We start from the raw sequence: 26,223 nt of genomic DNA, 5'->3' as shown, positions 1-26,223 counted from the left end.
CATGCGAGGGTTCCCCGGCGTCTCGAAGGAAAGGCCGCGCCAGTCCTCCCCGGCACTGGCGCGGCCTTTCCTCATGAGGGGCCTGTGGGCGTCGGCGTCGGGGTGTCCTGGCCGGGCGTGGAGGGACCCGGAGACTCGCCGGGCCCGTCCTGGGGGATCGTGGTGATCGACGATGACGGCCGCGGGCAGTCCCGCCTGGCCATGGGGCCGCGCCTCCTGCCGGCCGGGTCCGCGCACGCGCCGGGGCCGTCCTCGCGGGGCTCCTCCGGCCTGGCGACGCCGGACGGGTGGCCGCCCGGCGGCCGGAACGTGTCCCGCCGATGGGGCGACGGGCTGCGCACGTCCTCCTTCGTACGGGTGCGCGTGACGAACACCGTGGGCGTGGCGGGCGCCGTCGCCGGCGCGGTGCGGGTGGGCGGCACGCGCCCTGCCGGGGTGGCGGCGGGGCGCGCGGTGGACGCGCCGCTGACCTCCGAGCGCACGGCGGCCGGCGGGTCACCGGACAGCAGCGAGCCGCCCCCGACGGGCGCGCCGTCCGCCCCGGACGCCGCGATCACGGTGATGGCCGCGATCGAGACCGTGGCCAGCGCGGCGAAGCTGGCGTGCGACAGGCTCGCTCCGGCCCTCGCCCTCCGGCGCCTGCGGGACCGTTCCAGCCCTGCCTCGGCGGCGAGCGCGCCGGGCCCTGTCCCGGCGCCCCCGTGCCCTGCCCGCCCCCCTCCTGGCGGGTACGGCACGGGGGTCCAGATCTCTGCCAGCACCTCGTCGACCGCCTGGCGCAGATCCCACGGATCGCCCACGCCGCCGGCGGCCAGCAACACCCGCAGCAGGTCGGCGGCCCCGGGCCGGCCGGCGGGATCCTTGGCCAGCGCCGCCTCGACGGCGGGCCGCAGCAGGGCGGGCACGCCCTCGATCCGCGGCGGCTCGAACAGGATGCGCCGGGTCAGCACATCCGCCTCCCCGCTCCCGAACGGGTGGTGCCCCGTGGCGGCGAACGCCACCAGACACCCCCACGCGAACACGTCGGACGCCGGCAGCGCGCCCATGCCCGCCGGCCGGCCCGTCAGCCGTTCCGGCGCCACCCACCCGGGACTGCCCATGACCTGCCCGGCCTGCGTGTGGGCGGACAGCGTGTCGACGTCGCGGGCGATGCCGAAGTCGATGACCCGCGGCCCTTTCGTGGACAGCAGCACGTTGCCCGGCTTGAGGTCCCGGTGCACGAGCCCGGCCTCGTGGACCGCGACCAGCGCGGCGGCGACGCCGAGCGCCACACCGTAGGCGCGGTCCGGCGTCAGCGGTCCCCGCGCCAGGACGACCTGGGAGAGCGCGGGGCCCGGGATGTACTCGGTGACCAGGTAGGGCCGGCCCTGGTCGGCGCCGTCCTCGACGACGGCCGCCGTGCAGAACGGCACCAGTCTGCGCGAGAAGGCCACTTCCTCGGCGAAGCGGGCGCGTAACGTGGCATCGTTGAGATGCACCGTATGTGGTGTCTTGAGCGCCACCAGGCCACCCCGAGGGTGTTCGGCCAGATAGACGATTCCCATCCCGCCCGCGCCGAGGCGGCCCAGCAGCAGGTATCGCCCGATGATGACCGGGTCGCCCACCGTAAGCGGTCGCACGCCGGCAGGCAGGTCGCTCGCACCACGCGCCATCCGGGTTTCGCCCTTCCTGTCTGGAACACGGCACAGCACACTGTGACCGCATCCAGGCAGGCTTTCCGCATGTCTTGCGCAAGCGGTATCAGAGGTAAGGCGTTCGTTCCTCCGAGGTGAGGAAGCCGTGTGACGGGAGTGGCGTCGTGCCCCTGGTGATCAGGAGGCGATCGCAGCCGCCTCTTCCGCCTCGACCTGGCGGTTCCAGTCCTTCTTGACCGCCCGCCAGCCCTCGTCGTCCACCCCCGCGCGCCAGTAGCCGGAGATGGAGAGCCGGTCCAGCGGGACGCCCCGCTCGAGCCGCAGGTGCCGGCGGAGCTGCTTGACGAACCCCGCCTCCCCGTGCACGAACGCGTGCACGTCGCCCTCGGGGAAGTCCAGCTCCCGCACCGCCCGCACCAGCGCGTGGCCCACGGGACGGTCGCTCCGATACAGCCACAGGATCCGCGCGTCGGCGGCGGTGTCGAGCTTCTGCTCGTCGCCGGGCCCGTCCACCTCCACCAGGACGTGCGCGAGCGCCCCTTCGGGCAGCGCCTGGAGCGAGGCCGCGATCGCGGGCAGCGCGCTCTCGTCGCCCACGAGGAGGTGCCAGCCCGCCTCGGAGTCGGGCGCGTAGCCGCCGCCGGGGCCGAGCATGAGCAGGACGTCGCCCGGTTTCGCCGCGGCGGCCCACGGCCCGGCCAGCCCTTCGTCACCGTGCACGACGAAGTCGAGGGTCAGCTCGCGCGCGTCGGGGTCCCAGGCGCGCACGGTGTAGGTGCGCAGCCGTGGCCAGTGCTCGCGCGGCATGGTCTCGCGGCACGCCTTCACGCTGAACGGCTCGGGATAGTCCACGTCGTCGTACGGGAAGACCAGCTTCACGTAGTGGTCGGTGAGCCCCGTGGTGGCGAAGCCGGACAACCCGTCGCCCCCGAGCACGACGCGGACCATGTGCCGCGAGATCCACTCGGTCCGCAGGACGACGCCTTTATGATGATCTGTGGGCTTTTCAGCCATTCGCACAGCCCCCTGACTCATGTTAGGCATACCTAACCTTACATGGTGTCGATCTGCCGCCGCATGCCGATCGCCGGAAAAGGGACACGCACTATTCAAGCCGCCGCCGTATCCCCCAGCGAACCCGGCCGGCCGGCCACCGCCCCCAGGAACGTCGCCATGTGCCGGAATGCCAGCCGCGCCTCCGGCAGCACGTCCGCCAGGATCGGGAAGACGTGCGGCATGCGGTCCCATTCCTCGTACCTGACCGGCACCCCGGCCTGGCGCGCCCGCTCGGCGACACGCTTGCCCTCGTCGCGCAGCACCTCCGTCGACCCCGTCACGATCATGAGAGGCGGCAGCGCCGTGAAGTCGCCGTGCACCGGCGACACCAGCGGATCCCGCGGATCAAGCCCCGCGGTCCATCTGCGGGCCAGCCAGCGCACCCGGCCGGCCGGCAGCATGGGGTCCTGCCAGCGGTTCGCGTGGCGCGGAGCGTCGGTCAGGTCCGTCCACGGCGACAGGCAGATCGCCGCCGCGGGCAGCGGCAGCCCCTGGTCGCGCAGCGCGAGCAGAGTCGCCAGGGTCAGGTGACCGCCCGCCGAGTCGCCCGCGAGCACGATGTCCCCGGCCTCGTGGCCGCGCCGCAGCAGGCAGTCGTAGGCGCCCATCGCGTCCGCCAGCGAGTCGGCCAGCGTGTGCACGGGCCCCTGCCGGTAGTCGAGCGCCAGCACCGGGCGCCCCGCCGCCGCCGAGAGTCGCCACGTGATCGGCCGGTGCGTGCCCGGCGAGCACGAGAAGTATCCGCCGCCGTGGAAGTAGAGCACCACCTTGCGCTCGTCGAGCCCCTCCCCGCCGCGCACCCACTCGCCGCCGCACGACGAGAGCGTCGCCGGCGCGATCGCGACATGCTCGGGATACGGCATCTGCACGAGCCGCGCGAGATCCCCGAGCCTGGCCGCGCAGACCAGCGCCAGCGGATGGCGCATGAACAGGAGGGACGCGGGCTTCAACGTGCCGCGCATGAAACCGGTGAGCGCGCGGGCCTGCCAGCTCAGAGGGTATTCAGGAACTACGTCCCCGTCGATCCGCATATCGGTCCTCCAGTACGTCCCCTTCCCCCTCTCACCCGCTCCTACCGGCCAGTAAGCAACAGATCCCCGCAGCGCTAAAACGCGTTGCGGGCCACCCGGGCCGCGACGGATAATTTCCTGCTTCTCACCAGCAGACCCGTGCACGGGTCCGGGCACGGTGTGTCACCGTGCCATCACCCCCCGGAGGTGCCAAACCATACCGCTCTATGCCCGGCTCGTCCGGTACGGCTTCAGAAAACACGCCACCTACCTCGCGGCCGCGCTCGCCGGCGCCTTCACCAACAGCGTGTTCGGCATCCTGCGCGCCTACATCCTCATCGCGCTGTGGCAGGCCCGCCCCGGCCTGGCCGGCTACGACGTCGCCGACGCCATCACGTACTGCTTCGTCACCCAGGCGTTCATCGCGCCGATGCAGCTGTTCGGCGGCGGCCTCGGCATACCCGAACGCATCCGCAGCGGCGACATCGCGCTCGACCTCGTCCGCCCCGCCCCGCTCCAGGCCTGGACCCTCGCCGAGGACGCCGGCAGGGCCGCCTACCTCTTCCTCGTCCGCGGCATCCCGCCCATGCTGGTCGGCGCGGCCGTGTTCGGCGTCGTCGTCCCCGGCGACCCCGGCAGGTGGGCGGCCTTCATGACCGGCTTCGCGCTCGCCGTCGTCGTCAGCTTCGGCTGGCGCTACCTGATCGCGCTGTCGGTCTGCTGGCTCATCGACGACCGCGGCGTGGCCGTGCTGTCGATGGTGCTCACCACCTTCTTCAGCGGCATGATGGTGCCCCTGCACATCTTCCCCGGCTGGCTGGCCGACGTCGCCAGGTCCCTGCCGTGGGCCGCCATGGTCCAGTTGCCCACCGACCTCTACCTCGGCAAGGCCCCCGTCATGGAGACGCTCGCGTTCCAGGCGTTCTGGGCGGCGGTCCTGCTCGGGCTCGGCGCGCTGGCCACCAGGGCGATCCGCCGCAAGGTGGTGATCCAGGGTGGTTAGCACCTACGTCCGGCTGGCCTGGACCTGGACCCGCGCCGCCGCCGCATATCCCGCCTCGTTCGCGCTGATGACCGTGCTCGGCTTCGTCACGACCGGGCTCGAACTCGCCGTGGTCCTGATCATCTTCGCCAACACCACCACCCTCGCCGGATTCTCCCGCGACGAGGTGCTTTTCCTGTACGGCGCCGCGGGCGTGTCCTTCGCCCTCAGCGACATGTTCGTCAGCAACATCGACCGGGTCAGCCAGCACATCAAGGCCGGCACCTTCGACACGTTCCTCATCAGACCGGTGAGCACGTGGCTGCAGCTCACCGCCGACCGGTTCAACGCCAACAGGATCGGCCGCGTCCTGCAGGCGGGACTCGTGCTCGGCTACGCCGTCGCGGCGCTCGGCCTCGAGTGGCGGCGCGCCTGGATGATCCCCGTCATGGTGGTCACCGGGTTCGCCATCTTCGCCGCGCTCTGGACGCTGGCCGGCGCGGTGCAGTTCGTGCTCACGGACGCGCCGGAGCTGGCCAACGCCTTCACCTACGGCGGCCAGCAGCTCACCCAGTACCCGTTCAGCATCTACGGCCGCGACCTGGTCAGAGGCGTGACGTACGCGCTGCCGATGGCCTTCGTCAACTGGCAGCCGGGCCTGTACGTCCTTGACAGGGGCGACCCCCTCGGCACGCCCGAGTTCATGCGTTTTCTCGGGCCGGCCGCCGCGCTGGCCCTCGCCCTGGCGGCCGCGCTGGCCTGGCGGCAGGGCATCAGGCACTACCGATCCACGGGGAGTTGACCATGATCGAACTTGATCGGGCAGGGCGCTCGTTCAAGGTGAGGAGAAAGCTCGTGCACGCCGTGCGCGACCTGTCGTTCACCGTGTCGCCGGGAGAGTTCGTCGGCTACCTCGGCCCCAACGGCGCCGGCAAGTCCACCACGATCAAGATGTTGTGCGGCATCCTCACGCCGACCTCGGGCACCGTGCGGGTGGCGGGCCTGGATCCGTCGCGCAGGCGCACGACTCTGGCCCGGCGGATCGGCGTGGTGTTCGGGCAGCGTACGACGTTGTGGTGGGATCTGCCGCTGGCCGACAGCTTCGAGCTGATCCGGCACCTTTACAAAGTAGATCGCAACGCGTTCCGTTCGAGGCTCGCCGAGCTGGCCGACACGCTCGACCTCGGCGCGTTCATCCGCACGCCGGTGCGCCAGCTCAGCCTCGGGCAGCGCATGCGCGGCGACCTCACGGCGGCGCTGCTGCACGCGCCCGACGTGCTCGTGCTCGACGAGCCGACGATCGGGCTCGACGTGGTCAGCAAGGCCGGCATCCGCGACTTCCTCAAGCGGCTCAACGCCGAACGCGGCACGACCGTGCTGCTGACCACGCATGACCTCGGCGACATCGAGCGCCTGTGCCGCCGGGTCATGCTGATCGACCACGGCCGGCTGGCGTTCGACGGGACGCTCGACGACCTGATGGCCACGGCCCCCGACCAGTCCAGCATCGAGGACGTGGTCGCCCGCCTCTACACCGGCAGCGGCGCCGGCTAGTAGTAGCTGCTCTCCGGCGTGGTCTCGTACTCCTCGTCCAGGTCGTCGTCCTGCCTCGACCAGCGCGACGGCATCAGCACGGGGATGAACAGGGCCACGCCGAGGAGGGCGAACACTCCGGTCGTCAGCAGCGTCCTGGCGCCGGCGCCGGCCTCCCTGACGAGCTGGTGCATCGAGGGTTCGGCCGGGATGAACGACAGCGCCCTGTTCACGTCGAGCGCGTAGACGACCGTCCAGGCCAGCAGCACCATCGACGGCAAGAACGTCGCCAGCGGCGAGACCCGGCCCGCCACCACGAGGCCGACCACCAGCCCGACCGCGGCCATCGAGCCCAGCGCGATCCACAACGTCTGGCTGTCGGGTGCGGTCGCCACGGAGCTTCCGGCCGCCTGCTGGACGGCCCATCCCCCGCCGGCCAGCACAGCCGCCGTCACCACCAGCCCGATGAGCAATCCAGCTAAGTGCCGCAACGTATCTCACCTCAATGTCGACGTGGTGGGCACGACCCTAGCGACAAAAGCCATATTCGGCCCAGGCATTGCACAGCTTCGGCCTCAGGGCCTCATAGGCCCCTGCCCCGTGAGAACATGGGGCACACTCATGCGCGCGCGACTTCCCCTCAGGCTCGCGCGGACGGCCGCCTTCGCCGCCGTCTGCGTGACCCTCGCCGCCCTGGCCCACGTGCTGGGCGGCGGCGCGGCCCCGGCGCCGTGGACCGCCGCGCTCGGGCTCGCGGGCGTGTCCGCGCTGGGGCTGGCGCTGTGCGGCAGGGAGCGCTCGGCCCCGACGATCAACCTCGTGCTCGTCGGCGCGCAACTCGGGCTGCACGAGCTGTTCGCGGGCGAGGGCGCCTCCTACGTCTCGGTGCACGGCCACGCCCAGGGCGGCCTGGCCGTCGGCACCGGCATGCTGCTCACGCACCTGACGGCTACACTGATCACCGGCCTGTGGCTCTCGCGTGGCGAGGCAGCCATCTGGTCGCTGCTGCGCCGCATCGGCCGCAGGCTCGTGCTGCTGCTCGCCCCCGCCGCCGCGCCCTCCGCGCGGCCCGCCGCACCGATCGTCCGCAGCCGGGTGGTGCCGCTCCAGCCGGGCTTCCGGCACTGCGTGGCCAGGCGTGGTCCTCCACTTCCCGCCTGACCGTCTGACGCCTTACCACCTTCCGACCAAGTGGAGATTCCGCATGTCCTTCGCACGCCGTGCGGCGACCGTGCTCGCCGCCGCCACCGCTCTCACCGCCGGCCTCGCCCTGCCCGCGCTGGCCCACGTCACCGTCCAGCCCGGCACCGCCGAGCAGGGCTCGTTCACCAAGGTCGCCTTCCGGGTGCCGAACGAGCGCGACGACGCCTCGACCACCAAGATCGAGGTCTCCTTCCCCACCGACCACCCGCTGGCCTTCGTGTCGGTCAAGCCCGTGCCCGGGTGGGACGTCAAGGTCAGCGAGGGCAAGCTGCCCGCGCCGGTCAAGACCGAATACGGCGACCTCGAGGAGGCCGTCACCAAGGTCGTGTGGTCAGGCGGCAAGATCGAGCCCGGCCAGTTCCAGGAGTTCGAGGTGTCCATGGGTCAGCTGCCCACCGGCACCGACTCCCTGATGTTCCCGACGAAGCAGACCTACTCGGGCGGCGAGGTCGTCGACTGGTCCGAGGCCCCCAAGGCCGACGGCACCGAGGCCGAGCACCCCGCCCCGCTGCTCAAGCTCGTGCCCGCAGCCGGCGACGGGGCGGCCTCCGCCTCGCCGTCCGCGGCGGCATCCACCGCTGGGGCCGCCGCCACGCCGTCGGTCGCCCCCGTGGCGGCCGCGTCGCCGTCTGACGGGACGGCCCGCCTGCTGGGCGGCGCGGGTCTGGTGGCCGGCGTGGCCGGCGTGGTGATCGGGTTCCTCGGCCTGCGCCGCCGCCCCACCGCCTAGCGGCCCCGTCCGCGGGTCCCCTCCGCCCGCGGACCGGCCGGCCGTTCTCCGCGGGCCGCCCGGCGCACGTGCTCCGGCCCGGCCCGCGCGAGCGGCCGGGCCGGGCGCGGGCCTCAGGAGGTGATGTCCTTGCCGGAGAACCTGGCCCAGGCGATCGAGCCGAACAACACGATGTACGCCCCGAACGCCAGCAGCCCCTCCCCCAGCGCCGCCGTGTCGATGGGGCTGCGCAGCACCGCGTCGAAGTTCGTGAACCGCGTCGGCAGCAGGTACGGCGTGATCGAGCCGAGTTCCGGGATCGCGCGCAGCACCTGACAGACGATGATCAGCACGATGGTGGCGGCGATGGCCCCGATGGACACCTCGGTGAAGGTCGACAGGGCCAGCGCGACGGCGGCCAGGGCGGCCATGCCCGCGCCCACGTAACCGACGGCGATGAGGATGCGCAGCAGCCCCTCGCCCATCGGGATCGTGGTGCCCGACAGCAGCGTCACGTCACCGGCGGGGAAGAGAGCGAGCCCGGTCGCCAGCGCCGACAGCGCCACCACCGCGGTGACGGCGTACGCGAAGACGACCGCGTTGAGATATTTGACGGCCAGCAGCCGGGTGCGCCCGGCCGGCGCGGCCAGCAGGTAGCGCAGCGTTCCCGCCCCCGCCTCCCCCGCGATCGAGTCGCCCGCCACCACGCTGACGACGACCGGCATCAGCAGCAGCACGAGGAACGAGAACGAGACGAACGTCAGCATGAGGCTGTTGCCCGCGACGTCCTCGATGATCCCGCCCATGCCGTCCTCGCCGGCCACGACCCGCAGCGCGACGCCGATGACCACCGGCACGACACCCAGCGCGGCCAGCATCAGCAGGTTGCGCGGGCGGCGGAAGGTCAGCCCCAGCTCCGAGCGGAGCAGCCGCCAGAACGACCACGGCGTCCGGGCGGGCGGCGTGCCCGGCTCATCGGGATGCCGCGGCCGGCGTTCGGCGCTGCGCAGGGTCTCCTTCACCGGCACGAGCCCGGGCGTGCGCCTGGCCGGCGACCCGGCCGCCGTCCGGGTCGCCGCCTCGGCGGTCGACTCGGCGGTCGACTCGGCGGTCGATTCAGCCGTCGACATCGAAGCCCTCCCCTGTCAGTCCGACGAACACGTCCTCGAGGCTGGGCCGGATCACCGCCAGCCCGCGCACGGCCACGCCCTCCCCCACCAGCGCGGCGTTGATCTGCTCCGGCGGGCGCCCGTCCAGCTCGGCCGTGACCTCCGCGCCGGACCGCCGCACGTCGGCCAGGCCCAGCGCGCCGAGCACCCGCGCCGCGTCGTCGGCGTCCGGCGTCTCCACCCGGACGCGGACGACCAGGCCGCTGCGGAGCGAGGCGATCGTGCCCTGCGCCACGAGCCTGCCGGTCCGCATGATCGCGGCGTGCGTGCACATCTGCTCGACCTCGGCCAGCAGGTGGGAGGAGACGAAGACCGTGGTGCCGTCCGCGGCGATCTCCTTGACCAGCGAGCGGACCTCGCGCGTGCCCTGCGGATCGAGGCCGTTGGTCGGCTCGTCCAGGATGAGCAGCTCGCGCGGGCCGAGCAGGGCGGCGGCGATGGCCAGGCGCTGGCGCATGCCCAGCGAGTAGTTGCGGTAGCGCTTGCCCGCGGCGGCCGACAGGCCCACGCGTTCCAGCGCCTCGGCGATGCGCCGCCCGGCGGAGCCGCCGCGGGCGGTCGGGTCGGCGGCGTCGAAGCGCCGCAGGTTGGCCTCACCCGACAGGTACGGGTAGAAGGCCGGGCCCTCGACCACGGCGCCGACCCTGGGCAGCGCCTGGGCCAGGGGCAGGCCGAGCACGGAGGAGTCGCCGGCCGTCGGCGCGACCAGGCCGAGCAGCATGCGGATCGTGGTGGTCTTGCCCGAGCCGTTCGGCCCGAGGAAGCCGAACACCGAGCCGCGGGGCACGGCCAGGTCGAGCGCGTCCACGGCCACCTGGCCCCCGCGAAAACGCTTCGTCAGGCCGCGCGTGACGATGGCGCTCTCCCCGGAGCCGTCCCCCGGGGGCGGGGCCGCCCCGAGAGGCGCCCCCGCTTCCTGCGTGACGGCGGTCACCTGATGCCCGCCGCCTTGGTGATCTCCTCCGGGGTGACCGGGCCGACCAGGAGGCGGCCGTCGTCGGTCAGCAGGGCGGTGACGAGCTTGGTCCTGATCAGCTTGCCGGAGCCCCACGGGCCGCTCACCGGGGTGGCGGACCTGAGCACGCTGTCGAGCAGCGCGCCCGGGTCGGCGTCGCCGCCGAACCGCTCGCCGTCCTCCGGCGCCTGCGCGGCCTCGGCCGCCAGGTCCCTCTGGTCGAACGGCAGGACCGCCACGCTCGCCCAGCCGTCGCCGACGACCTTCACGCGGTCCTTGACGTCCTCGGCCTTCTCGGCCCGCTCCTCCGCGTGCTCGCCGGACCGCTCGCCGAGCGTCTTCTCCTCCACCTTGGCGCCCGCGGGCGGGGTGAAGGCGAAGTTCTCGGGCGCCGGCGGCGTGAACGTCACCTGCGTGAAGCCCACCTGGAACGCCGGCTCAGCCGAACCCTTGGCGTACACCTGGACCTGGAGCGGCACGTACGTCTCGCCGTCGAGCGCGATGCGCACCTCCTGGACCAGCGAGCCCTCCGCCTTGGGCGCCAGCACGAGCTGGTAGGCCGGGCGGCCCGCCACCTCCGCCGTGTTGATCACCCGGACGTCGGTGTACTTCTCGGCGTCCGCCAGCAGCCGCTCCGCCACCTGCTGCGGCGTCAGGTCGCTCGGCTGGGGCATCGGCGTCCTGTGCTCCTGGCCGTGCTCCTGACTGGCGCCCTCCTTGACCGTCAGCCTGGTGGCGGTGTTGGTCGAGCTGTCCCAGTACCAGCCCTGCTTTCCGTTGAGGATGAGGTTGGTCTCGTTCAGCTGGGTCGGGATGGCCACCCGCATCTTGTCGTGGGCGCCGTACCAGACCTTCACCTCGTGCGAGCCGGACAGCAGGCTGAGCGGCGAGGTGTCGGCGGTCTGCGGCAGCGCGGGCAGGCCGAGCGACGCCGTCTGCTGGACGGTGCCGGACATCGGCGGCACGCCGCCCGCCTTGCTGTTGGCCGCCGCCGCGTCGGCCAGCAGCTGCTGGGCCGAGCGCTCCGGCAGCACGGGATCGCCGCTCACGGCGGCGATCACGGGGCCGGCGCCGATCGCGGCTCCGATGACGGCCGCGACCGCGACCGGGACCCCCCACCTCACGTACGTTCCTCTGCGCATCTCACTCCTTTACCGTATGTCGATGCTCAGAGCCTGCGTCATGCATCCTTAGGCGGACCTGAGACTTTCTGAGACGGCTCTCAGCCTTCTCAGCGCCGTCTCAGCCGAGGACAGGAGAATCGCCACATGAGAGTGCTTGTCGTCGAGGACGAGCGGCGGATGGCCGCCGCGCTCCAGCGGGGGCTCCAGGCGGAGGGGTTCGCCGTGGACCTCGCCCACGACGGCGAGGAGGGACTGCACGCCGCCCGGCACGGCGACTACGACGTCGTGGTGCTCGACATCATGCTGCCGAGGTTGTCGGGCTACAACGTGTGCAAGCGGCTGCGCGCCGAGGAGAACTGGGTGCCCATTCTCATGTTGTCGGCCAAGGACGGCGAGTACGACATGGCCGACGGGCTCGACCTGGGCGCCGACGACTATCTGACCAAGCCGTTCTCGTACGTGGTGCTGGTGGCGAGGTTGCGGGCGCTGCTGCGGCGCGACTCGGGGCGGCGGCCGTCGGTGCTCGTGGCGGGCGACCTGTCGCTCGACCCGGCGCGGCGCAGGGTCGAGCGGGGAGAGCGGCCGGTCGAGCTGACGCCCAGGGAGTTCGCGCTGCTCGAATTCCTGATGCGCAGGCGCGACGAGGTGGTGTCGAAGTCGGAGATCCTCGAGCACGTGTGGGACACCTTCGACACCGACCCCAACGTGGTCGAGGTGTACGTCGGCTACCTGCGGCGCAAGATCGACGCCCCCTTCGGCAGGAACGCACTGCAGACCGTGCGCGGCGCCGGCTACCGGCTGGCGGGCGACGGTGGCTGACTCGCCGCTGGACTGGTGGCGGCGGCAGGGGCTGCGCTTCCGCCTCACGGTGGCGGCCGCCGCGGTGCTGGCGCTGGCGCTCGCGGTCTCGGCGTCGGTGCTGCTCAGCGTGCTCGACCGGGCCCTGATCGACACCGTGGACGAGTCGACCAGGGCGCAGGCGCAGGCCGTGCGCGTGGCGGCCGACGCCGGGACGCTCACCAGCCCGATCACGACCCACGACGGCACGATCGTGCAGGTCATCGACGACCGCGAGCGGATCACGCACGTGACGTACGGAGCGGACCGGCTGGTGCCGCTGCTCGACGCGGAGGCCAGGGAGAAGGTGCTGGCGGACGGGCAGGCCACGCTGCTGGACGGGCGGCCGTACGCGATCCCGGGGTTCCTGCGGGTGATCGTGCTGCGCGCGGACCGCGGCCAGACCGTGGTGGCGGCCAGGCCCGTCAGCGAGATCCAGACGAGCCTCGGCACGGCGGCCAGGGTGCTGTTCGTCGGCACGCCCGCGCTGGTCGTGCTGCTCGCGGTGGCGAGCTGGCTGATGATCGGCCGGACGCTGCAGCCGATCGCCGCCCTGCGCAGGGGCGCCTCGGAGGTCACGCACACGGCCAGGTCGCGGCGGCTGCCGGTGCCGCAGTCGCGGGACGAGGTGCACTCGCTGGCCACCACGCTCAACGACATGCTGGCCAGGCTGGAGGAGGCGGAGCAGCGCCAGCGAGCGCTGGTCGCCGACGCCGCGCACGAGTTGCGCAGCCCGCTGGCCAGCATCCGGCTGCAGCTGGAGGTGGCGCTCGGACATCCGGACGGCCAGGACTGGCAGGAGACCGCCGAGGGCGTGCTCGAGGACACGTTGCGGCTGTCCAGGCTGGCCGAGGACCTGCTGGCGCTGGCCCGCCTGGACGAGCGCGGCGGCGTGCCCGCCAGGCGCGAGCCGGTCGACCTCGACGAGGTGGTGCGCCAGGTCGTCGACCGGTACGGCGAGGCGCGGCTGACGGTGTGCGACCCGGTCGTGGTGCGCGGCGACGCCCTCGACCTGAGCCGGGTGCTGACGAATCTGATGGACAACGCGGTACGCCACACCACCTCCAAGATCGAGGTGGCACTGACCGCCGACGGCGTGCTGACGGTGACCGACGACGGCCCCGGCATCTCGGAGCAGGACCGCGATCGGGTGTTCAACCGCTTCACCAGGCTCGATTCCGGGCGCAGCCGCGACGAGGGCGGCGCCGGCCTCGGGCTGGCGATCGTCCGCGAGACCGTGCGGGCGCATGGCGGCACGGTCTCGCTGGAGGACGCCGGCCCGGGGTTGCGGGCCGTGGTACGGCTGCCGGTGTCCCGCTAGGCCTGGCCGGCCGGACCTGAGCGGCCGCGGCCCTGGCGGGCCGGGTGCGCGTGTCAGGCGACGCGGGTGGTCCTGCCGGAGCCCTGCGCCGCGTCGTACGCGAGGACGCTCGCTTCAGGCGGGCTTCGCCGGGGACTGCCTGGACGGCGTCTGTCACGTGCCAGGAAGGCACACGCCGGCGGGGGTTCCGGGAGGTGCTGGGGGGTCAAGGGCCGGCGACGACGTCGTCTGCGGCCTGCAGGGGCCCTGCAATGGCGCGGTGTGCTCGCCGGGCCCCCGGGCTCGGATGATCCGGGCCCTGTCGGATGGACGTGGAGGGAAATGGAGCGTTCCGAAAGTGGTCAGGCGGCGGTCCCCTTCTCTGCGGTGGTCAGGAAGTCTTGAGCGATGAGCGGCAGCCGGCGGCGGGCGTGGACGACCGCGATGACCCGGCGCACGGCGGGGTCGAGCGAGCGCACCACCAGGCCGGCGCGACCGGCCTGCTCGGCCATGCCGCGATACCACAGCAGGGATGCCTGGCCGGCGCGTACCGCGTTGAGCCAGCCGTTGCGCTCGTCGGTTTCGAGCACGACGACGGGCGTCACGGCGAACTTGCCGAACATCGCGTCGAGTTCCCTGCGGCGCAGGCTGCCGCGGGCGGGCAGCGCCAGGCGCATGCCGTTCAGCTTGCCCATCGGCACGGGGTTGGGGAGGTCGAGCCCGGGCGGGGAGATCAGCACGATCTCCTGGCGTTCGAGCGGATGGGTGATGAGGTCGGTGGGCACGGGGAGATCGGTGAGCCCTAGATCGGCCCGCTGATCCCTGATGGCGCTGACGACGCCGTCACGGCCGTCGCAGCGGACGATGTGCACGCGCACTCCCGGGTGGTGAGCCGCGTAGGCGGGCAACAACCGCCCTGCGAGACCGGGTTCGAGGCTGGGTGTGGCGGCGATGCGGAGCTCGGCCTCGGTGGTCCCGGCCTGGTTGGCCAGTCCCTCGATCTCGTGAACCGCGTCGAGTGCCTCCCTTGCCAGCTTGACCACCCGGCGACCCTGCGCGGTGACGACCACGCCGCGGCCGGAGCGAGCGAAGAGCGTCATGCCGAGCTCTCGTTCCAGATCCCGAATCGCGCGGGAGAGCGCGGGTTGCGCGATGTAGAGCGATCTTGCCGCGTCGGTCATGGTGCGGTGCTCCGCAGTCGCGACCACATAGCGGAGCTGCTGGAGATTCATGCCAAAGAAGCTAGGACACCACCCGCCGTCGGGACCGAAAGATAGCGGAGATCACCTCGAATGATTTCGGACCGTAACCGAGTACCGCTACATCCGTGACGGGTGAGAAATCAGTATGCTTTTGCCCCAAATTTGGCAAAGGTCCGCCAAGTCGCGGCGCAAAGCCACTGAAAGCAGACAACCACGTGAACGGGGAGACACGGTGACAGGGAACGGGCAGTATCCACCCCCGCCACAAGGGCCAGGGCAGCCACAACGGCCACCGTCCTTGCCGTGGCCGCCACCGGGCTACCGCCAGCCGCAGCCGCAGGGGGGCGGCCCGTACCCGCCGCCGCAAGCGCCACCGCCGCCTCAGCATCCCCCGCAGCACTCCCCCCAGCGCTCCCCTCAGCGCTCTCCTCAGCGCTCTCCTCAGGGCCCCCCTTACCAGAGCCCGCCGCAGGGAGGCCAGCAGTACGGGCAGCAGCCCCCGTACGGCGAGCAGCCCCCGTACGGGCACCAGCCACCGTACGGGCAGCCGCCGCACCGGCAGCAGCCCTCTCCGCCCCCGCCCCCGCCACCGCCTCCCCTGCCGCCGACGCTGCGCTGGCCGCACCCGCCGCCGCGCAAGAAGTCCGGCATGGGCGCCGTCGGGGTGATCGGCGCCGTGCTCGGCTCGGTGGCGGCGCTGTTCGTGCTGATCGTCGTGGGGGCGGCGTTCTTCAAGGGCACGTCGCGGTCGGAGACCTCGAGGCCGATCGCGATCCCGACGTACGAGCCCTCGGAACGCGCCACCGACGACGAGCCGTTCCCCGAGCGCACGCGCAGCCAGGAGCCGACCGAGGAGCCCAGCACCAGCGAGCCCACGAGCCGGCCGACGGAACGGGAGACGGAGGAGGCGGAGCAGGAGCCGCGGCGGACCGTCACGCTCAACACGAGCCTGAAGAACAACACCATGTACCGTGCGGGCATCCTGCCCAGGCTCAGATGCCCGGCGGGCAACGCGAGCATCTTCAGCCACAGCCAGCTCAAGGCGCTCATCCTGAAGACCGGCAAGTGCATGGACCGGGCGTGGAAGCCCATCCTGGAGAAGCAGGGCATCACGTTCAGCCCGCCGGGTTACGCCATCGCCGCCAGACGGGGCAGGGGCGCGTGCGGCGACTACCCGTCGCCGGGGAACATCGTTCCGTACTACTGCCCGCAGAACAACACGATCTACGCCTCCACCTCGGCCATGGCCAGGGGTAACGGCAACGCCCGCGGCTACGGGCAGATCATCTCCTGGCACGGCGGGATCATCAGCATGATGGCCCACGAGTACGGTCACCACGTGCAGAACATCACGGGCCTGATGAACTCGTGGTGGCGCTCGACCCTGGACACCTCGAACAAGAACGCCAAGCTCGCCCTCAGCAGGCGGCTGGAGCTGCAGGCCACGTGCTTCGGCGGCATGTGGATGCGCTCGGTCGCGTCGTCGTACCCGGTGAGCACGTCCAACCGGAGCCGGCTGTTCGCGTTCTACGGCCAGGTGGGCGACCATCCGGGCTATCCGCGCGACCACGGCAAGCCGATCAACAACCACCGCTGGTTCAGGCAGGGCTGGACGAAGAACAAGGCGTACCAGTGCAACACGTGGATGGCGTCGTCCTCAACGACCTCCTGAAGTCAACGAGGAATTCATCTCAGGTTGGGCACATGTCGTTGTTGTCCAGGTATGGGGACTAGAATCCTGGCAATCTTGTGGCCATTGGGGGGCAAACGTCAGTTTTGCCTGGTAGGCGAGTAGGGAGCCGGGTGTGCGCAATCGGGATGGGGAAGCAACCGTGCCAGGAGGCAGGAAACGGCGCCCCGCTCGCCGCCCACGCCCCGCTTCCCCTCGCGGCTCCGGCTCCACACCGCGCAATGTCCCGCCGCGCTTCGCCAAGCCGCTGACCCCCGCCTCCGTCCTCGGGTGGACCGCACTGTCCGCCATCGTGCCCGGCGCCGCACACCTGCGGGCCGGGCAGCGTCGTATCGGGCTGGTGCTCGTCAGCGTGTACGCGGTGCTGGTGCTCGCCGCCCTGGCCTACGGGCTGAGCATCGCCGGCAACCTGGGGAACGCCGCCGCGCTCGTCGGCGACGGCATGCTGGTGACGATCGTCGTCCTCGCCTCGCTCGCCGCGCTGGCGTGGTTCGCGCTGCTGGTGACCTCGTACATCGCGCTCGGCCCGAGCAAGCTCAACCAGCAGGGCCAGATGATCACCGGCATCGTGGTCGGCGTGCTGTGCGTGGCCGTCATGTCGCCGTTCGCCCTCACCGCCAACACCGTGATGACGTTCCGCAGCACCATCAACGGCATCTTCCCCTCGTCGGACGACTCCGACGTGCCACCGGCGGCCAAGGAGGGCGAGGACCCCTGGCACGGCAGGGAACGGGTGAACTTCCTGCTGATCGGCGGCGACGCGGCGAGCAACCGTACCGGCGTGCGGACCGACAGCATGACGGTGGCCAGCGTGGACATCAAGAGCGGCGCCACCGTCCTGTTCAGCCTCCCGCGCAACCTGCAGCACGTACGCTTCCCCGCCTCGTCGCCGCTGCACGACCAGTTCCCGAACGGCTACCTGGCCGAGCTTCCCAACGGCGGCCTGCTCAACGAGGTGTGGCAGTACGCCAACGACCATCCCGAGATCATGGGCGGCAAGAACAAGGGCCCGCGGGCCCTCATGGACGCCATCGGCCACACGCTCGGCCTGAAGATCGACTACTACGCGATGATGAACATGTACGGCTTCGCGGACCTGGTCGACGCCATCGGCGGCCTCAAGATCCGGGTCGAGCAGGACGTCAAGTGGGGCGGCCACTACGGCACCGCGGGCACGATCAAGGCCGGCTACCGGCGGCTCAGCGGCGAGGAGGCCCTCTGGTACGGCCGGTCCAGGGTTAACAGCGACGACTTCTCCCGCATGGGCCGCCAGCGCTGCGTCATCGGCGCCTTCGCCCAGCAGGCCACGCCCGCCGTGATCCTCACCAACTTCACCAAGATCGCCGGTGCGGCCAAGCGGCTGGCGCGCACCAACATCCCGAAGCACCTCGTTCAGCCGCTGGTGGAGCTGGCCGTCAAGGTCAAGGACGCCAAGATCACCAGCCTGCAGTTCGTGCCGCCACAGTTCTGGCCCGGCAACCCCGAGTGGGCGAAGATCCGCACCGCGGCGCGCAAGGCGATCGCCTCCTCGCTCCGGCCGGCCAAGCAGGCGCAGACGGCCCATGTCGGCGCCTCGCCGACCACCACGTCCAGCTCGGTGAAGACCCAGGCCGCCCAGCCGACGCAGACGCCGACGAGGAACAGCCAGAAGCGCAAAGGGGACGACGCCAAGTCCCTCGAGGAACTCTGCGGCCTTTGAGAGACCGGGCGGGCGCGGCTCAGGTGACGGCGTCGAAGGTCACCGGGAGCCGCTGCGGGCCGCGTACCGTCAGGCTGGCGCGCCAGCTCAGCGTCTCGGGCGGCACCGCCAGGGCCAGCCCGGTCAGGCGGCCCGTGACGGCGGCCAGGGCGGCCCTGCCGACGATGCGCGCGAGCATCGCCCCGAGGCAGTAGTGCGGACCGTGGCCGAAGCTCAGGTGGGCGTTGTCCTCCCGGGCGAGGTCGGGCCGGTCCGGGCCGGGGAAGCGGCGCGGGTCGCGGTTGGCCGCTCCCAGCGCCACCAGGATCGGCTGCCCGGCGGGAACCACCACCCCGCCGATCTTCAGCGGCTCCAGCGCGAAACGCCACGTCGCCAACTCGACCGGACTGTCGTGCCGCAGCAGTTCCTCCACCGCCCGGTCGATCAGCTCCGGCCGTTCCCGCAGCCGGCGGAGCTGGTCGGGATGCCGCAGCAACGTGTACGTGCCCAGCCCGACGAGACCGACGGTCGTCTCGTAGCCCGCCACGAGGAGCAGGAAGATCATCGACAGCATCTCCCTCTCGGACAGCCGATCCTGCTCCTCCGCGGCCACCGTGATCGCGCTGATGACGTCGTCCCCCGGCTCGCGCCGCTTGGCGGCCGCCAGCTCGCCCACGTACGCGCCCAGACGGCGCAGCGCCTCGGGCCTGGCCTCGCCGTCCCGCCCCTCCCCCGAACTCACGACGGCCGTGGTCCAGCGCTGGAAGTCCGTACGGTCGCCGGCCGGCACGCCGAGCACGTCGCAGATCGTGGCGAACTGCAACGGCGAGGCGAGGTCCCCCATCAGCTCGGCTCGATCCCTCGCGCGGAACCCGTCGATGAGCGCGCCGGCCCGTTCCTCGACCCGCGGCCGCAGGGCCGCCAGCCTGGCCGGCGTGAAGTAGCGGGCGACCAGGCGGCGCAGCCGGGTGTGCTCGGGCGGGTCCGTGGTGAGCAGGTGGGTGCCCAGCCCCGAACGGTCCTCCAGCGGCCGCCCGCGGCCCGCCTCCTGCCAGTCGGGCGGCGCGTTGCGCGGGTCCTTGCTGAGCCGGGGATCGGCCAGCGCGGCACGGGCGTCGTCGTAGCGGGTCACGAGCCAGCCGTACAGGCCGCTGCGCAGCGTCACGCGGTGGGGCACACCCGACTCCCGCAACCGGGCGTAGGCGGGATAGGGGTCGGCCAGCACGCCGTCGTCGTCGGGCAGCATCTCCTCAAGCATCCATCCCCCACAGGTCGGCCCGCTCCTGTCACCGGTCTACCCCGGCCGCGCGCCTTCGACCAGGGCGCGCATAACGTCGAGCCGCCGCCGCGACACCTGCCCCGAACGACTAGACAGGACCCGGGACACAATCGTGCAGCACGCCATAACGACGCTGCGCGACCCGCATCAGTTCCGTCAGGTCCTTGATGGCATCACGCCCCTTGGCCACCTTTTTGAGATCGATGCGAATCCAGGGATCCGTGTCACCGCAGGCAAAGCGGGAAATCACGTAGTAGGGCCGTCCGCCCAGCATGTCGTTGCCCGCGTAGGCGGCGAACCCCTCTCCGAGATCCGCGGGCAAGTCGGTGGGCTCGGCCATGGCCCAGTTCTCGCGGGTGAGCTCGAGTCGCTTGACGCTGTCATCGGTCCTCGACCACCACACGCCGACGGGATCGCCGTTCTTACCCCCTTCGACCAGGCAACCACCGTCATCACGCCACGGCCCGTCCTTCCGCTCGCTATACGTCCTCGTGTCGCCGCTGACGCGGCGATAGGACTCCCGCGAGACGAATTCGCACCAGTACGGAGGCTGGTCGACGACCGGACGGAGGTCGTTCGGAACCGCATTCGAATCACCGCCGGAGCACGAGGAAACGGCGACCATCGTCAAGAGCGCCGAAACGGCGAGTTGCCGCCTGCTGATCACGGTTATCCTTCAGTCAGAAATCCGATAGGACCGGCGAGCCTCCTCGGCTCCATCATTCATGATGCCTTCGGAGAAGGCCTTGTGGCTGTTGAACCCGGAGTGATCTGCCGCCCAGTTCAGGAAAGCTTCGTACTGCTCCGGCGTCATTTCCACTATCGGTTTCATGGCGGCGTTCTTGTCCGTGAACGACCGTCCCTCGAGGCCCTGGCCGTCGTGCTGGCCGTGGGCGACCGTGGCCGTGGCCACCATCTGCTCCATCAACCGGTTGACCAGCTCCCGGTTCTCCGTCGCCGTGGCGTAGGACTCGTCCAGCATCTTGCCGTTCTTGAAGAATCCGGCGATCCAGCTCGCCCCCTTGTCGAACGCGTACGTCCCCGGCCGTCCGCCTGCCTCGCCCGCCACCTCCTTGGCGAAGCCCTCCAGGCGCATGCCCTTGAACGCCTGCTCCGCCAGCTTGCCGGCGAACTCCTTGCCGGGCACGGGCACGATGCCGATGGCGGAGCGCACCATGGACTCGAGCTCCTTGGCCGCGGCCTCGTTGGCCCTGCCCACCGAGTAGAGGGCCTGCTCGCGGGCGCCGAGGAGGTGGCCGAAGGTCTTGCTCTCCCGGGCGATGGGGTCGGCCAGCCGCGGCCCCTTGTCGGTGAGCGGGAAGATCCGGTCGATCTCCACGCGCGTGTGCTCGGCCTGTGCCCTGGCGATCTGGCCGAACACGGCGTCGTCGCTGGTCGCGAGGAGCAGCGCGTAGTCGATGTCGCGCCGGTTGACCGACTGGTCCTTCAGGGTGGCGCCGACGCCGGACTTGAGCACGTTGCGGCCGTCGATGATCCGGCCGAGAGCGTCGATGTGGGCGGACAGGATGGTGCCGAGCGCGGGCCGCAGGGAGGCGCGCTGGTCGAATCCCGCCTGGTCGGCGAGCTGGAGTTTCTCGACGGAGTTGCGGGCGTAGAGGCCGGGCAGGTCGGCTCCGAGGATCTTGAGGGTCTCCGCGGTCAGCCGGAGCGAGACCGGGTCGGAGCCTTTCATCGCGGCTTCCATCGCCGCGCCGAGCGCCCTGGCGTCGCGGTCGTCCGTCGTGGAGTTGGGGTTGTCGGTCCACCAGGCCACCCGGTCGTGCAGCAGGTAGTTGAGGTTGGTGGAGGTGCGGCCGGCGGGCGTGTGGTCGAGGAGCGCCTGGGCCGCGGCGGGGCTGGAGGCGGCGGCCCGCAGCAGGTCGGGGACGAAGGTGCGCATGTCGTCCATGACCTTCGTGCCGTCGCCGTTCTTGAGGGCGTCGTGGACCTCGCGGTCGAGCGCGATCATGTCGCGTCCGACCGTGCGCATGAACTCGGCCGAGTACGGCGGCTCGCCGGGGTGGGCGCCGAGCACGTCGGCCAGGTCGTGGTAGGCGGTGGGCCGCCCTCCCGTCACGCTGTGGATGCCTCTGGAGGTGCGGCCCGCGGCCTTGAGCCGCTGGAGGAAGCCGGCGCCCAGGTAGGCGGGACCGGCCGGGTCGGTGGCCGCGGCCAGCGTCGTGCTCAGGATCCGCAGGACGTGATCGCCCTGGGCGGCCGCCCGTTTGGCCCCGTCATGGTCTCCCGCGCGCTCCCAGGAGGCCTGCTCCAGCCGGATGGCGTGGGCCAGGTCGGTCACGCCCCTGGCGCCGAGCCTGCTCATGAACGCCTTGGCGAAGGCCGGGTCGTGTGCCTTGGCGGCGTACCGCTGCACGACCGCGAGCTGCTCGGGCAGCACCTTGCCCCGCGGCGGCCTGGTGTAGGCGGCGATGGCCGCGTCCGCGGCGGCGGTGCCGTCCAGCATCGCCTGGCCGGTCTCCAGCCTGTCGGGCAGCGGCAGGAACGTGCCGGCGGCGGTGGAGGCGCCGAAGACGACCTTCTTGCGTTCGAGCTCGTCGACCAGTTGCCGGCGCCGCCGCAAATCCTCGGCCTGGGTCTGGGCCTGCCTGGCCAGCTCGCGGATGCGGGTGGCGGGCATGGTGTCCAGGCCCGCGGCCGTCAGCTCGCCGTGCAGCCGGGTGGCGAGGTCGGCGAGCCGTTCGGCGGCGGCGGTGTGCTGGGTGGCCATCGTGTCGAACTGGGGCCGCTTGACGCCCGTGAAGTCAGGGTCGGGGCTCACGGCCGCTCCGGGAGGCCGCTCAGTTTCCGCCTGGCGTCGGCGACGGCCTTGGCGAGCATCTCCCGCAGCCCGCGCTCGGCCGCGTGCACCTCCTCGCCGAACCTGCGCCCGGTCGGACCCACCCACGCGTTGTCGCGCATCAGCCCGCAGACCTGGTGCAGGGTCCACCAGTGCTCGTCGGACAGCCGCTGGATGCGGGCAACGGCCGCCTGCACCGCCTCGCGATCGGGCTCAGGCATCTCGCTCCTCCGAGGCTCCCGAAGAGCGGGCGGCACTCGCCGCGCCTCTCCACGCCAGTCAACCGCAAGGGCGTCGGCGGGAGCGCGGACCATGCCGAACGTCTATGGCGTGAACCGCGCGCCCCTCTGGTCACACCAGCGCGGCCTTCTTCCTCGGCAGCAGCACCAGCGCCCCGATGTAGAGCAGGGCCGCCACGATCAGCAGGCCCTTGTACCCGATGATCAGCGCGGCGTACTCCAGGCAGCCGCCCACCATGGCGCCCAGCAGGTTGGCGCCGAAGGACGTGGTGGCGTCGGCGGTGTCGGCGAACCGCTTGGCGAAGACGATGTTCGCGGCGAAGATCGGCAGGAAGGCCACGGTCACCGCGGCCACCGCGCGCAGCGGCAGCGGCAGGGACAGCAGCCACGCGTTCGGCACCAGCCAGGCCAGCAGCAGTCCGGCGAGCAGCACGCCGTACATGACGGGCAGCGGCGGGGTGCGGAAGCGGCGGGTCACCTCGACGGCGGCGAGGACCGCGACGAGCACGCCGGCGAAGACGATGGCGTTGACCACCCACGTCGTGCCGAACAGCAGCGCGAAACCGGTCACGCTCTTCGTCTCCAGCAGCATGAACGCCACGCCCAGCAGGAACAGGTCGGCGTACGGCCGCATCCGGTCATAGGGGCCCGCGACGACGCGGACGGCGAGGAGGCTGACGATGAGGATCAGGCCGAGCGTGATGATGTAGATCGGCGGGATCGTCGCGTCCTTGAGGTAGAGGAACGGGCGGTCGTCGTCGGCGGGGGCCGGGGTGCCGGGGGCGGCACCGGCCCAGGCGGTGCCGCAGCGCTGGTCGGCCTCGCTCAGGCCGGCGGTGATGACGGCCTGCTGGCCGGCGGTGCTGACGACGTCGACGCACGGCTTGTGGCCGAAGGCGCTCTGCATGGTGGCCGCGAGGCGGTCGACGAGCCAGCTCTCGCGGTAGTAGTTGTACATCGAGAAGGCGCCGCCCGGCTTCAGGTGCTCGCGGGCGGCCTGCATGGCCTCTTCGGTGAACAGGTAGCTCTCCAGGCGCAGCGAGCTGGCTCCGGAGACGAGGGTGAGCGAGTCGGGCAGGGCGAACAGGATGAGGTCGTACTTCTCGCCGGTGCGTTCCAGGAAGGCACGGCCGTCGGTGATGTGGGTGGTGACGCGCGGGTCGTCGTAGGGCCGGTCGGGGTGGACGGAGCCGCCGAGCTCGCGCAGTTTGGGGTCGATCTCGACGGCGTCGACGCGGGCGGCGCCCTTGGACAGCGCGATCGCCACGTCGGTGCCGCTGCCGGCGCCGACGATGAGCACGTCCTTGGGCGGTTTCGTGGTCCGTTCGTACGGCAGGCCGTACTGGCGCTCCCACTGCAACCGGGCGGCGGCGGGCACGGCCTGCTGGTGCGGGATGCCGTTGACCGCGATGTCGGTGACGGCGACGCCCAGCTGCTGGAGCTGCCTGAACGTGACCTTGTAGTAGGGCGACCAGATGGCCCCGGCGGTCAGCGTCTCGGCCAGCAGCAGCCCGACGACGGCCAGCGAGGGCACGACCACCAGCCCCGCGTAGAGGACGCGTGGCCGGGGCACCAGCAGCAGCGCGTAGCAGGCCGCGGCGATCAGCCCCCAGAACACCGGCGGCGCGCTCAGGAAGGACAGCGCGGTGAACGCGGCGATGCCGGTGAGGCTGCCGATCAGGTCGTAGCGGTACGCCTCCAGGCGCGGCAGTTCGGGGAAGCAGCGTCCGACGAGCTCGGCGGGGCCCATGAGCACCAGCGCCGCGGCGCAGAAGATCACCGGCAGGATCAGCCACGCGGGCGGGCCGCTGGTGGACAGGCTCGTCCAGTAGAGGACGCCCTCGGTGTTCCTGTCGACGGTCACCGGGAAGGTCAGCACGACCACGACCAGGAGGGCGAGCACGACGGGTGAGTAGTAGGGCTGCCGCCGCGACCGGCCGACGCGCAGGAAGCCGAGCCCGATGCCGAGGAACGAGCCGAGCAGCACGAAGTTCGTGAAGTAGCTGAGGTGGACGATGTTGGATCCGGTCCACCTGATCAGTGCCAGCTCGAGGAAGAGCATGAAGGCGCTGGCGAGGATGAGCCTCGGCCGCACCGCCAGTCAGTGAGTCTTCTCCCCGTCGTCGACCGGTTTCCTGGCCTCCAGCGTCATGCTGCCTCACCGTAGTGAAAAGATCGCCGGCACGGAAGTCCGGCGAGCCGCGGACAAAAGTCGTCCACTTCGCGGCGATTAGTGCATTTCCGCAGGTCAAAACCGGTGCGATCCGCTGGACGCGGGCGGGCGGATGCAGGAATGTTGGGACGTTCGCTCCCCCACACACGTTGGTGGTGACACATGCGGGTCCTGATCCAGCTCCGTCCCTCTCCCGACCTGGTCGCGGCCGTCGCCGACCCCGGCCAGGCCGCCAGCACGGCCGACGTCGCCGACGGGCTGCCCGGAGTCGAGCTCGACTCGGCGTTCGTGCCCGTGGCCGTGCCGAGGCCCGTCCCCTCGACCGGCGGCGACCCTCTCTCGCTCAACCAGCCGCTCGACTTCTCGCTGGCCGCCGAGGACGCGTCGGTCCTGGTCCGGGGGACGATCTCCGACGACGAGCTGGCCTCCAGGGTCACACTGCTTCCCGGCATCAGGACCGACGTGGTCGGCATCTTCGCCGATCCGGTCATCGGGTCGGCGCCGGTGTGCGGGGGCGATCCGCCGGCCGGCGACTGGCACGACGTCGAACGCCTGCTGCACGTCCCCGGGCTGCACGCCGAGGGCCTCGACGGCGCCGGGGTCGCGCTGGCCGTGCTCGACAACGGCATCAACGCCGCCCACACGGCCAGGCAGCTCGGCAGGGCCGTCACGCTGGACGCCGAGCGTTCCTGGAGCCCGCCGGGAGTGTCGGGCGCGCCGGGCGAGTTCGAGGTGGACCACGGCACGATGTGCGCCTTCGACGCCCTCATCGCGGCCCCTCACGCGTCGCTCATCGACATCCCGGTGCTGCTGTCCACCCGGCCTGGCGGCTCGGCGATGGACGGGCTGCTGTCGGACGCGGTGTCGGCCTTCGCGCACCTGCGCAACGTGCTCGACGCCCAGCCCGCGGGGTCCAGGGCGCTGGTGGTGAGCAACTCGTGGGGATCGTTCTCGCCCGAGTGGGACTTTCCCGTCGGGCATCCCGGCAACTACTCCGACAACGCCGCCCACCCGTTCAACCTGATGGTGGCCGGCCTGGACCGGGCGGGCGCGGACGTGTTGTTCGCGGCGGGCAACTGCGGCCGCGAGTGCCCCGACGGCCGGTGCGCCTTCCCCTCCCGGCCGATCGTGGGCGCCAACTCCCATCCGAAGGCCCTGTCGATCGGCGGCATCGACGTCAACGGCGAGCGGGTGGGCTACTCCTCGCAGGGGCCGGGACGGCTGACCGCCCGCAAGCCGGACCTCTGCGCGTACACGCATTTCTCCGGGTCCCAGGCGCTGGGCCCCGGCTCGCCCGACTCGGGCACGTCGGCGGCGGCGCCGGTGGCGGCGGGGCTCGTGGCGGCGGTGCGCACCATGTGGCCGGCGGACAGGCTGTCGCCCGCCCAGCTGCGCGCGCTGCTGCGGCGCACCGCGGAGGACCGCAGCGAGGTGGGGTTCGACTACGGCTACGGCTACGGCATCGTGGACCCGGCGGGTGTCATCGCGGCCCTTCAGCGCCGCGCCAGAAGCGCGGCCTGACCCCTCGCGGGCGTGGGGGGGGGGGGGGGGGGGGCACCCCGCCCCCCCCCCCCCCTCCCCCGTTGGCGAGACGGTGGTTCCGCGGTGGGGTAACGCACCGGCGCACAGCCTGCCGCCACCCCGCCTACCCAC

At 71.8% G+C, this 26,223-nt stretch carries 23 protein-coding genes; 10 read left to right on the top strand and 13 right to left on the bottom strand.

Annotation, left to right across the window (positions count from 1 at the left end):
• Positions 1–71: 71 nt before the first annotated feature.
• From ACZ6SA_RS13410 to ACZ6SA_RS13400, 3 genes are all read right to left on the bottom strand, one after another.
• On the bottom strand, positions 72–1,619 hold the full coding sequence (locus ACZ6SA_RS13410; protein ID WP_465828077.1) for a serine/threonine-protein kinase: 1,548 nt from the start codon (positions 1,617–1,619) through the stop codon (positions 72–74).
• A 192-nt stretch (positions 1,620–1,811) separates the two neighbouring features.
• Complete coding sequence (locus tag ACZ6SA_RS13405) at positions 1,812–2,648, bottom strand: siderophore-interacting protein (protein WP_465828076.1); 837 nt, start codon at positions 2,646–2,648, stop codon at positions 1,812–1,814.
• A gap of 95 nt (positions 2,649–2,743) precedes the next feature.
• Entirely contained in the window at positions 2,744–3,721 is a 978-nt protein-coding gene (locus ACZ6SA_RS13400; RefSeq protein WP_347647344.1) for an alpha/beta hydrolase, read from the bottom strand.
• Positions 3,722–3,878: 157 nt separating this feature from the next.
• Between ACZ6SA_RS13400 and ACZ6SA_RS13395 the strand changes: the two genes are divergently transcribed.
• Genes ACZ6SA_RS13395 through ACZ6SA_RS13385 form a run of 3 tightly spaced genes read left to right on the top strand, consistent with a single transcriptional unit; the run spans position 3,879 to position 6,236 of the window.
• The gene (locus ACZ6SA_RS13395; protein WP_465828074.1) at positions 3,879–4,703 is read left to right on the top strand and encodes an ABC transporter permease; all 825 of its coding nucleotides are present in this window, start codon (positions 3,879–3,881) and stop codon (positions 4,701–4,703) included.
• On the top strand, positions 4,696–5,484 hold the full coding sequence (locus ACZ6SA_RS13390) for an ABC transporter permease (RefSeq protein ID WP_465828073.1): 789 nt from the start codon (positions 4,696–4,698) through the stop codon (positions 5,482–5,484). Before ACZ6SA_RS13395 ends, ACZ6SA_RS13390 begins: the two co-directional genes overlap by 8 nt.
• 2 nt (positions 5,485–5,486) lie before the next feature.
• Complete coding sequence (locus ACZ6SA_RS13385; protein WP_347647340.1) at positions 5,487–6,236, top strand: ABC transporter ATP-binding protein; 750 nt, start codon at positions 5,487–5,489, stop codon at positions 6,234–6,236.
• Here the strand turns inward: ACZ6SA_RS13385 and ACZ6SA_RS13380 are convergent.
• Positions 6,233–6,706: a hypothetical protein gene (locus tag ACZ6SA_RS13380; protein ID WP_347647339.1), complete on the bottom strand. Its 474-nt coding sequence runs from the start codon at positions 6,704–6,706 to the stop codon at positions 6,233–6,235. The two genes, ACZ6SA_RS13385 and ACZ6SA_RS13380, sit on opposite strands and share 4 nt — an antisense overlap.
• Before the next feature lie 130 nt (positions 6,707–6,836).
• Between ACZ6SA_RS13380 and ACZ6SA_RS13375 the strand changes: the two genes are divergently transcribed.
• The gene (locus ACZ6SA_RS13375) at positions 6,837–7,376 is read left to right on the top strand and encodes an MFS transporter (protein WP_347647338.1); all 540 of its coding nucleotides are present in this window, start codon (positions 6,837–6,839) and stop codon (positions 7,374–7,376) included.
• 43 nt (positions 7,377–7,419) lie between these two features.
• Positions 7,420–8,148: a YcnI family copper-binding membrane protein gene (locus tag ACZ6SA_RS13370; RefSeq protein ID WP_465828071.1), complete on the top strand. Its 729-nt coding sequence runs from the start codon at positions 7,420–7,422 to the stop codon at positions 8,146–8,148.
• A 113-nt stretch (positions 8,149–8,261) separates the two neighbouring features.
• Here ACZ6SA_RS13370 and ACZ6SA_RS13365 read toward each other — a convergent pair whose 3' ends face one another.
• The 3 genes from ACZ6SA_RS13365 to ACZ6SA_RS13355 are packed head-to-tail and all read right to left on the bottom strand — an operon-like array spanning position 8,262 to position 11,393.
• A complete protein-coding gene (locus ACZ6SA_RS13365) occupies positions 8,262–9,257 on the bottom strand; it encodes an ABC transporter permease (RefSeq protein ID WP_465828070.1) in 996 nt (331 codons plus the stop codon).
• Positions 9,244–10,230: an ABC transporter ATP-binding protein gene (locus tag ACZ6SA_RS13360; protein WP_465828068.1), complete on the bottom strand. Its 987-nt coding sequence runs from the start codon at positions 10,228–10,230 to the stop codon at positions 9,244–9,246. The genes ACZ6SA_RS13365 and ACZ6SA_RS13360 overlap by 14 nt, the downstream gene beginning before the upstream one ends.
• Positions 10,227–11,393: a LolA family protein gene (locus ACZ6SA_RS13355; protein WP_465828067.1), complete on the bottom strand. Its 1,167-nt coding sequence runs from the start codon at positions 11,391–11,393 to the stop codon at positions 10,227–10,229. The genes ACZ6SA_RS13360 and ACZ6SA_RS13355 overlap by 4 nt, the downstream gene beginning before the upstream one ends.
• A gap of 126 nt (positions 11,394–11,519) precedes the next feature.
• Between ACZ6SA_RS13355 and ACZ6SA_RS13350 the strand changes: the two genes are divergently transcribed.
• Both ACZ6SA_RS13350 and ACZ6SA_RS13345 read left to right on the top strand, forming a co-directional pair.
• Complete coding sequence (locus ACZ6SA_RS13350) at positions 11,520–12,194, top strand: response regulator transcription factor (RefSeq protein ID WP_347619003.1); 675 nt, start codon at positions 11,520–11,522, stop codon at positions 12,192–12,194.
• A complete protein-coding gene (locus ACZ6SA_RS13345) occupies positions 12,187–13,533 on the top strand; it encodes a sensor histidine kinase (RefSeq protein ID WP_347647332.1) in 1,347 nt (448 codons plus the stop codon). The genes ACZ6SA_RS13350 and ACZ6SA_RS13345 overlap by 8 nt, the downstream gene beginning before the upstream one ends.
• Positions 13,534–13,874: 341 nt before the next feature.
• Here the strand turns inward: ACZ6SA_RS13345 and ACZ6SA_RS13340 are convergent, their stop codons facing one another.
• Complete coding sequence (locus ACZ6SA_RS13340) at positions 13,875–14,744, bottom strand: LysR family transcriptional regulator (protein WP_347647331.1); 870 nt, start codon at positions 14,742–14,744, stop codon at positions 13,875–13,877.
• Between the two features lie 619 nt (positions 14,745–15,363).
• Here ACZ6SA_RS13340 and ACZ6SA_RS13335 point away from each other — a divergent pair.
• Complete coding sequence (locus ACZ6SA_RS13335) at positions 15,364–16,386, top strand: neutral zinc metallopeptidase (RefSeq protein WP_465828066.1); 1,023 nt, start codon at positions 15,364–15,366, stop codon at positions 16,384–16,386.
• A 310-nt stretch (positions 16,387–16,696) separates the two neighbouring features.
• Complete coding sequence (locus ACZ6SA_RS13330) at positions 16,697–18,103, top strand: LCP family protein (protein ID WP_465828064.1); 1,407 nt, start codon at positions 16,697–16,699, stop codon at positions 18,101–18,103.
• A gap of 19 nt (positions 18,104–18,122) precedes the next feature.
• On the opposite strand, the gene ACZ6SA_RS13325 is transcribed toward ACZ6SA_RS13330, so the two are convergent.
• The 5 genes from ACZ6SA_RS13325 to ACZ6SA_RS13305 all read right to left on the bottom strand — a co-directional run bounded on the left by ACZ6SA_RS13325 (position 18,123) and on the right by ACZ6SA_RS13305 (position 24,492).
• Positions 18,123–19,340 (bottom strand): cytochrome P450 family protein, encoded by a 1,218-nt coding sequence (locus ACZ6SA_RS13325; protein WP_465828063.1) that lies wholly within the window; start codon positions 19,338–19,340, stop codon positions 18,123–18,125.
• Positions 19,341–19,449: 109 nt separating this feature from the next.
• On the bottom strand, positions 19,450–20,028 hold the full coding sequence (locus ACZ6SA_RS13320; RefSeq protein WP_465828062.1) for a hypothetical protein: 579 nt from the start codon (positions 20,026–20,028) through the stop codon (positions 19,450–19,452).
• A gap of 9 nt (positions 20,029–20,037) precedes the next feature.
• Positions 20,038–22,140 carry a hypothetical protein gene (locus ACZ6SA_RS13315; protein WP_465828060.1) on the bottom strand — a complete coding sequence of 701 codons (2,103 nt, stop codon included), beginning with the start codon at positions 22,138–22,140 and terminating at the stop codon, positions 20,038–20,040.
• Positions 22,137–22,379, bottom strand: a complete 243-nt coding sequence (locus ACZ6SA_RS13310; RefSeq protein ID WP_347647324.1) for a hypothetical protein — start codon at positions 22,377–22,379, stop codon at positions 22,137–22,139. The genes ACZ6SA_RS13315 and ACZ6SA_RS13310 overlap by 4 nt, the downstream gene beginning before the upstream one ends.
• 130 nt (positions 22,380–22,509) lie before the next feature.
• Positions 22,510–24,492 (bottom strand): spermine/spermidine synthase domain-containing protein, encoded by a 1,983-nt coding sequence (locus tag ACZ6SA_RS13305; RefSeq protein ID WP_465828059.1) that lies wholly within the window; start codon positions 24,490–24,492, stop codon positions 22,510–22,512.
• Between the two features lie 240 nt (positions 24,493–24,732).
• On the opposite strand from ACZ6SA_RS13305, the gene ACZ6SA_RS13300 reads away from it, so the two are divergent.
• Positions 24,733–26,091 (top strand): S8 family serine peptidase, encoded by a 1,359-nt coding sequence (locus ACZ6SA_RS13300; RefSeq protein ID WP_347647322.1) that lies wholly within the window; start codon positions 24,733–24,735, stop codon positions 26,089–26,091.
• The last annotated feature ends 132 nt before the right edge of the window (positions 26,092–26,223 follow it).

Source organism: Nonomuraea sp. NPDC049378 (genome assembly GCF_055586745.1).
This window is presented reverse-complemented; position numbering and strand designations above follow the sequence as displayed.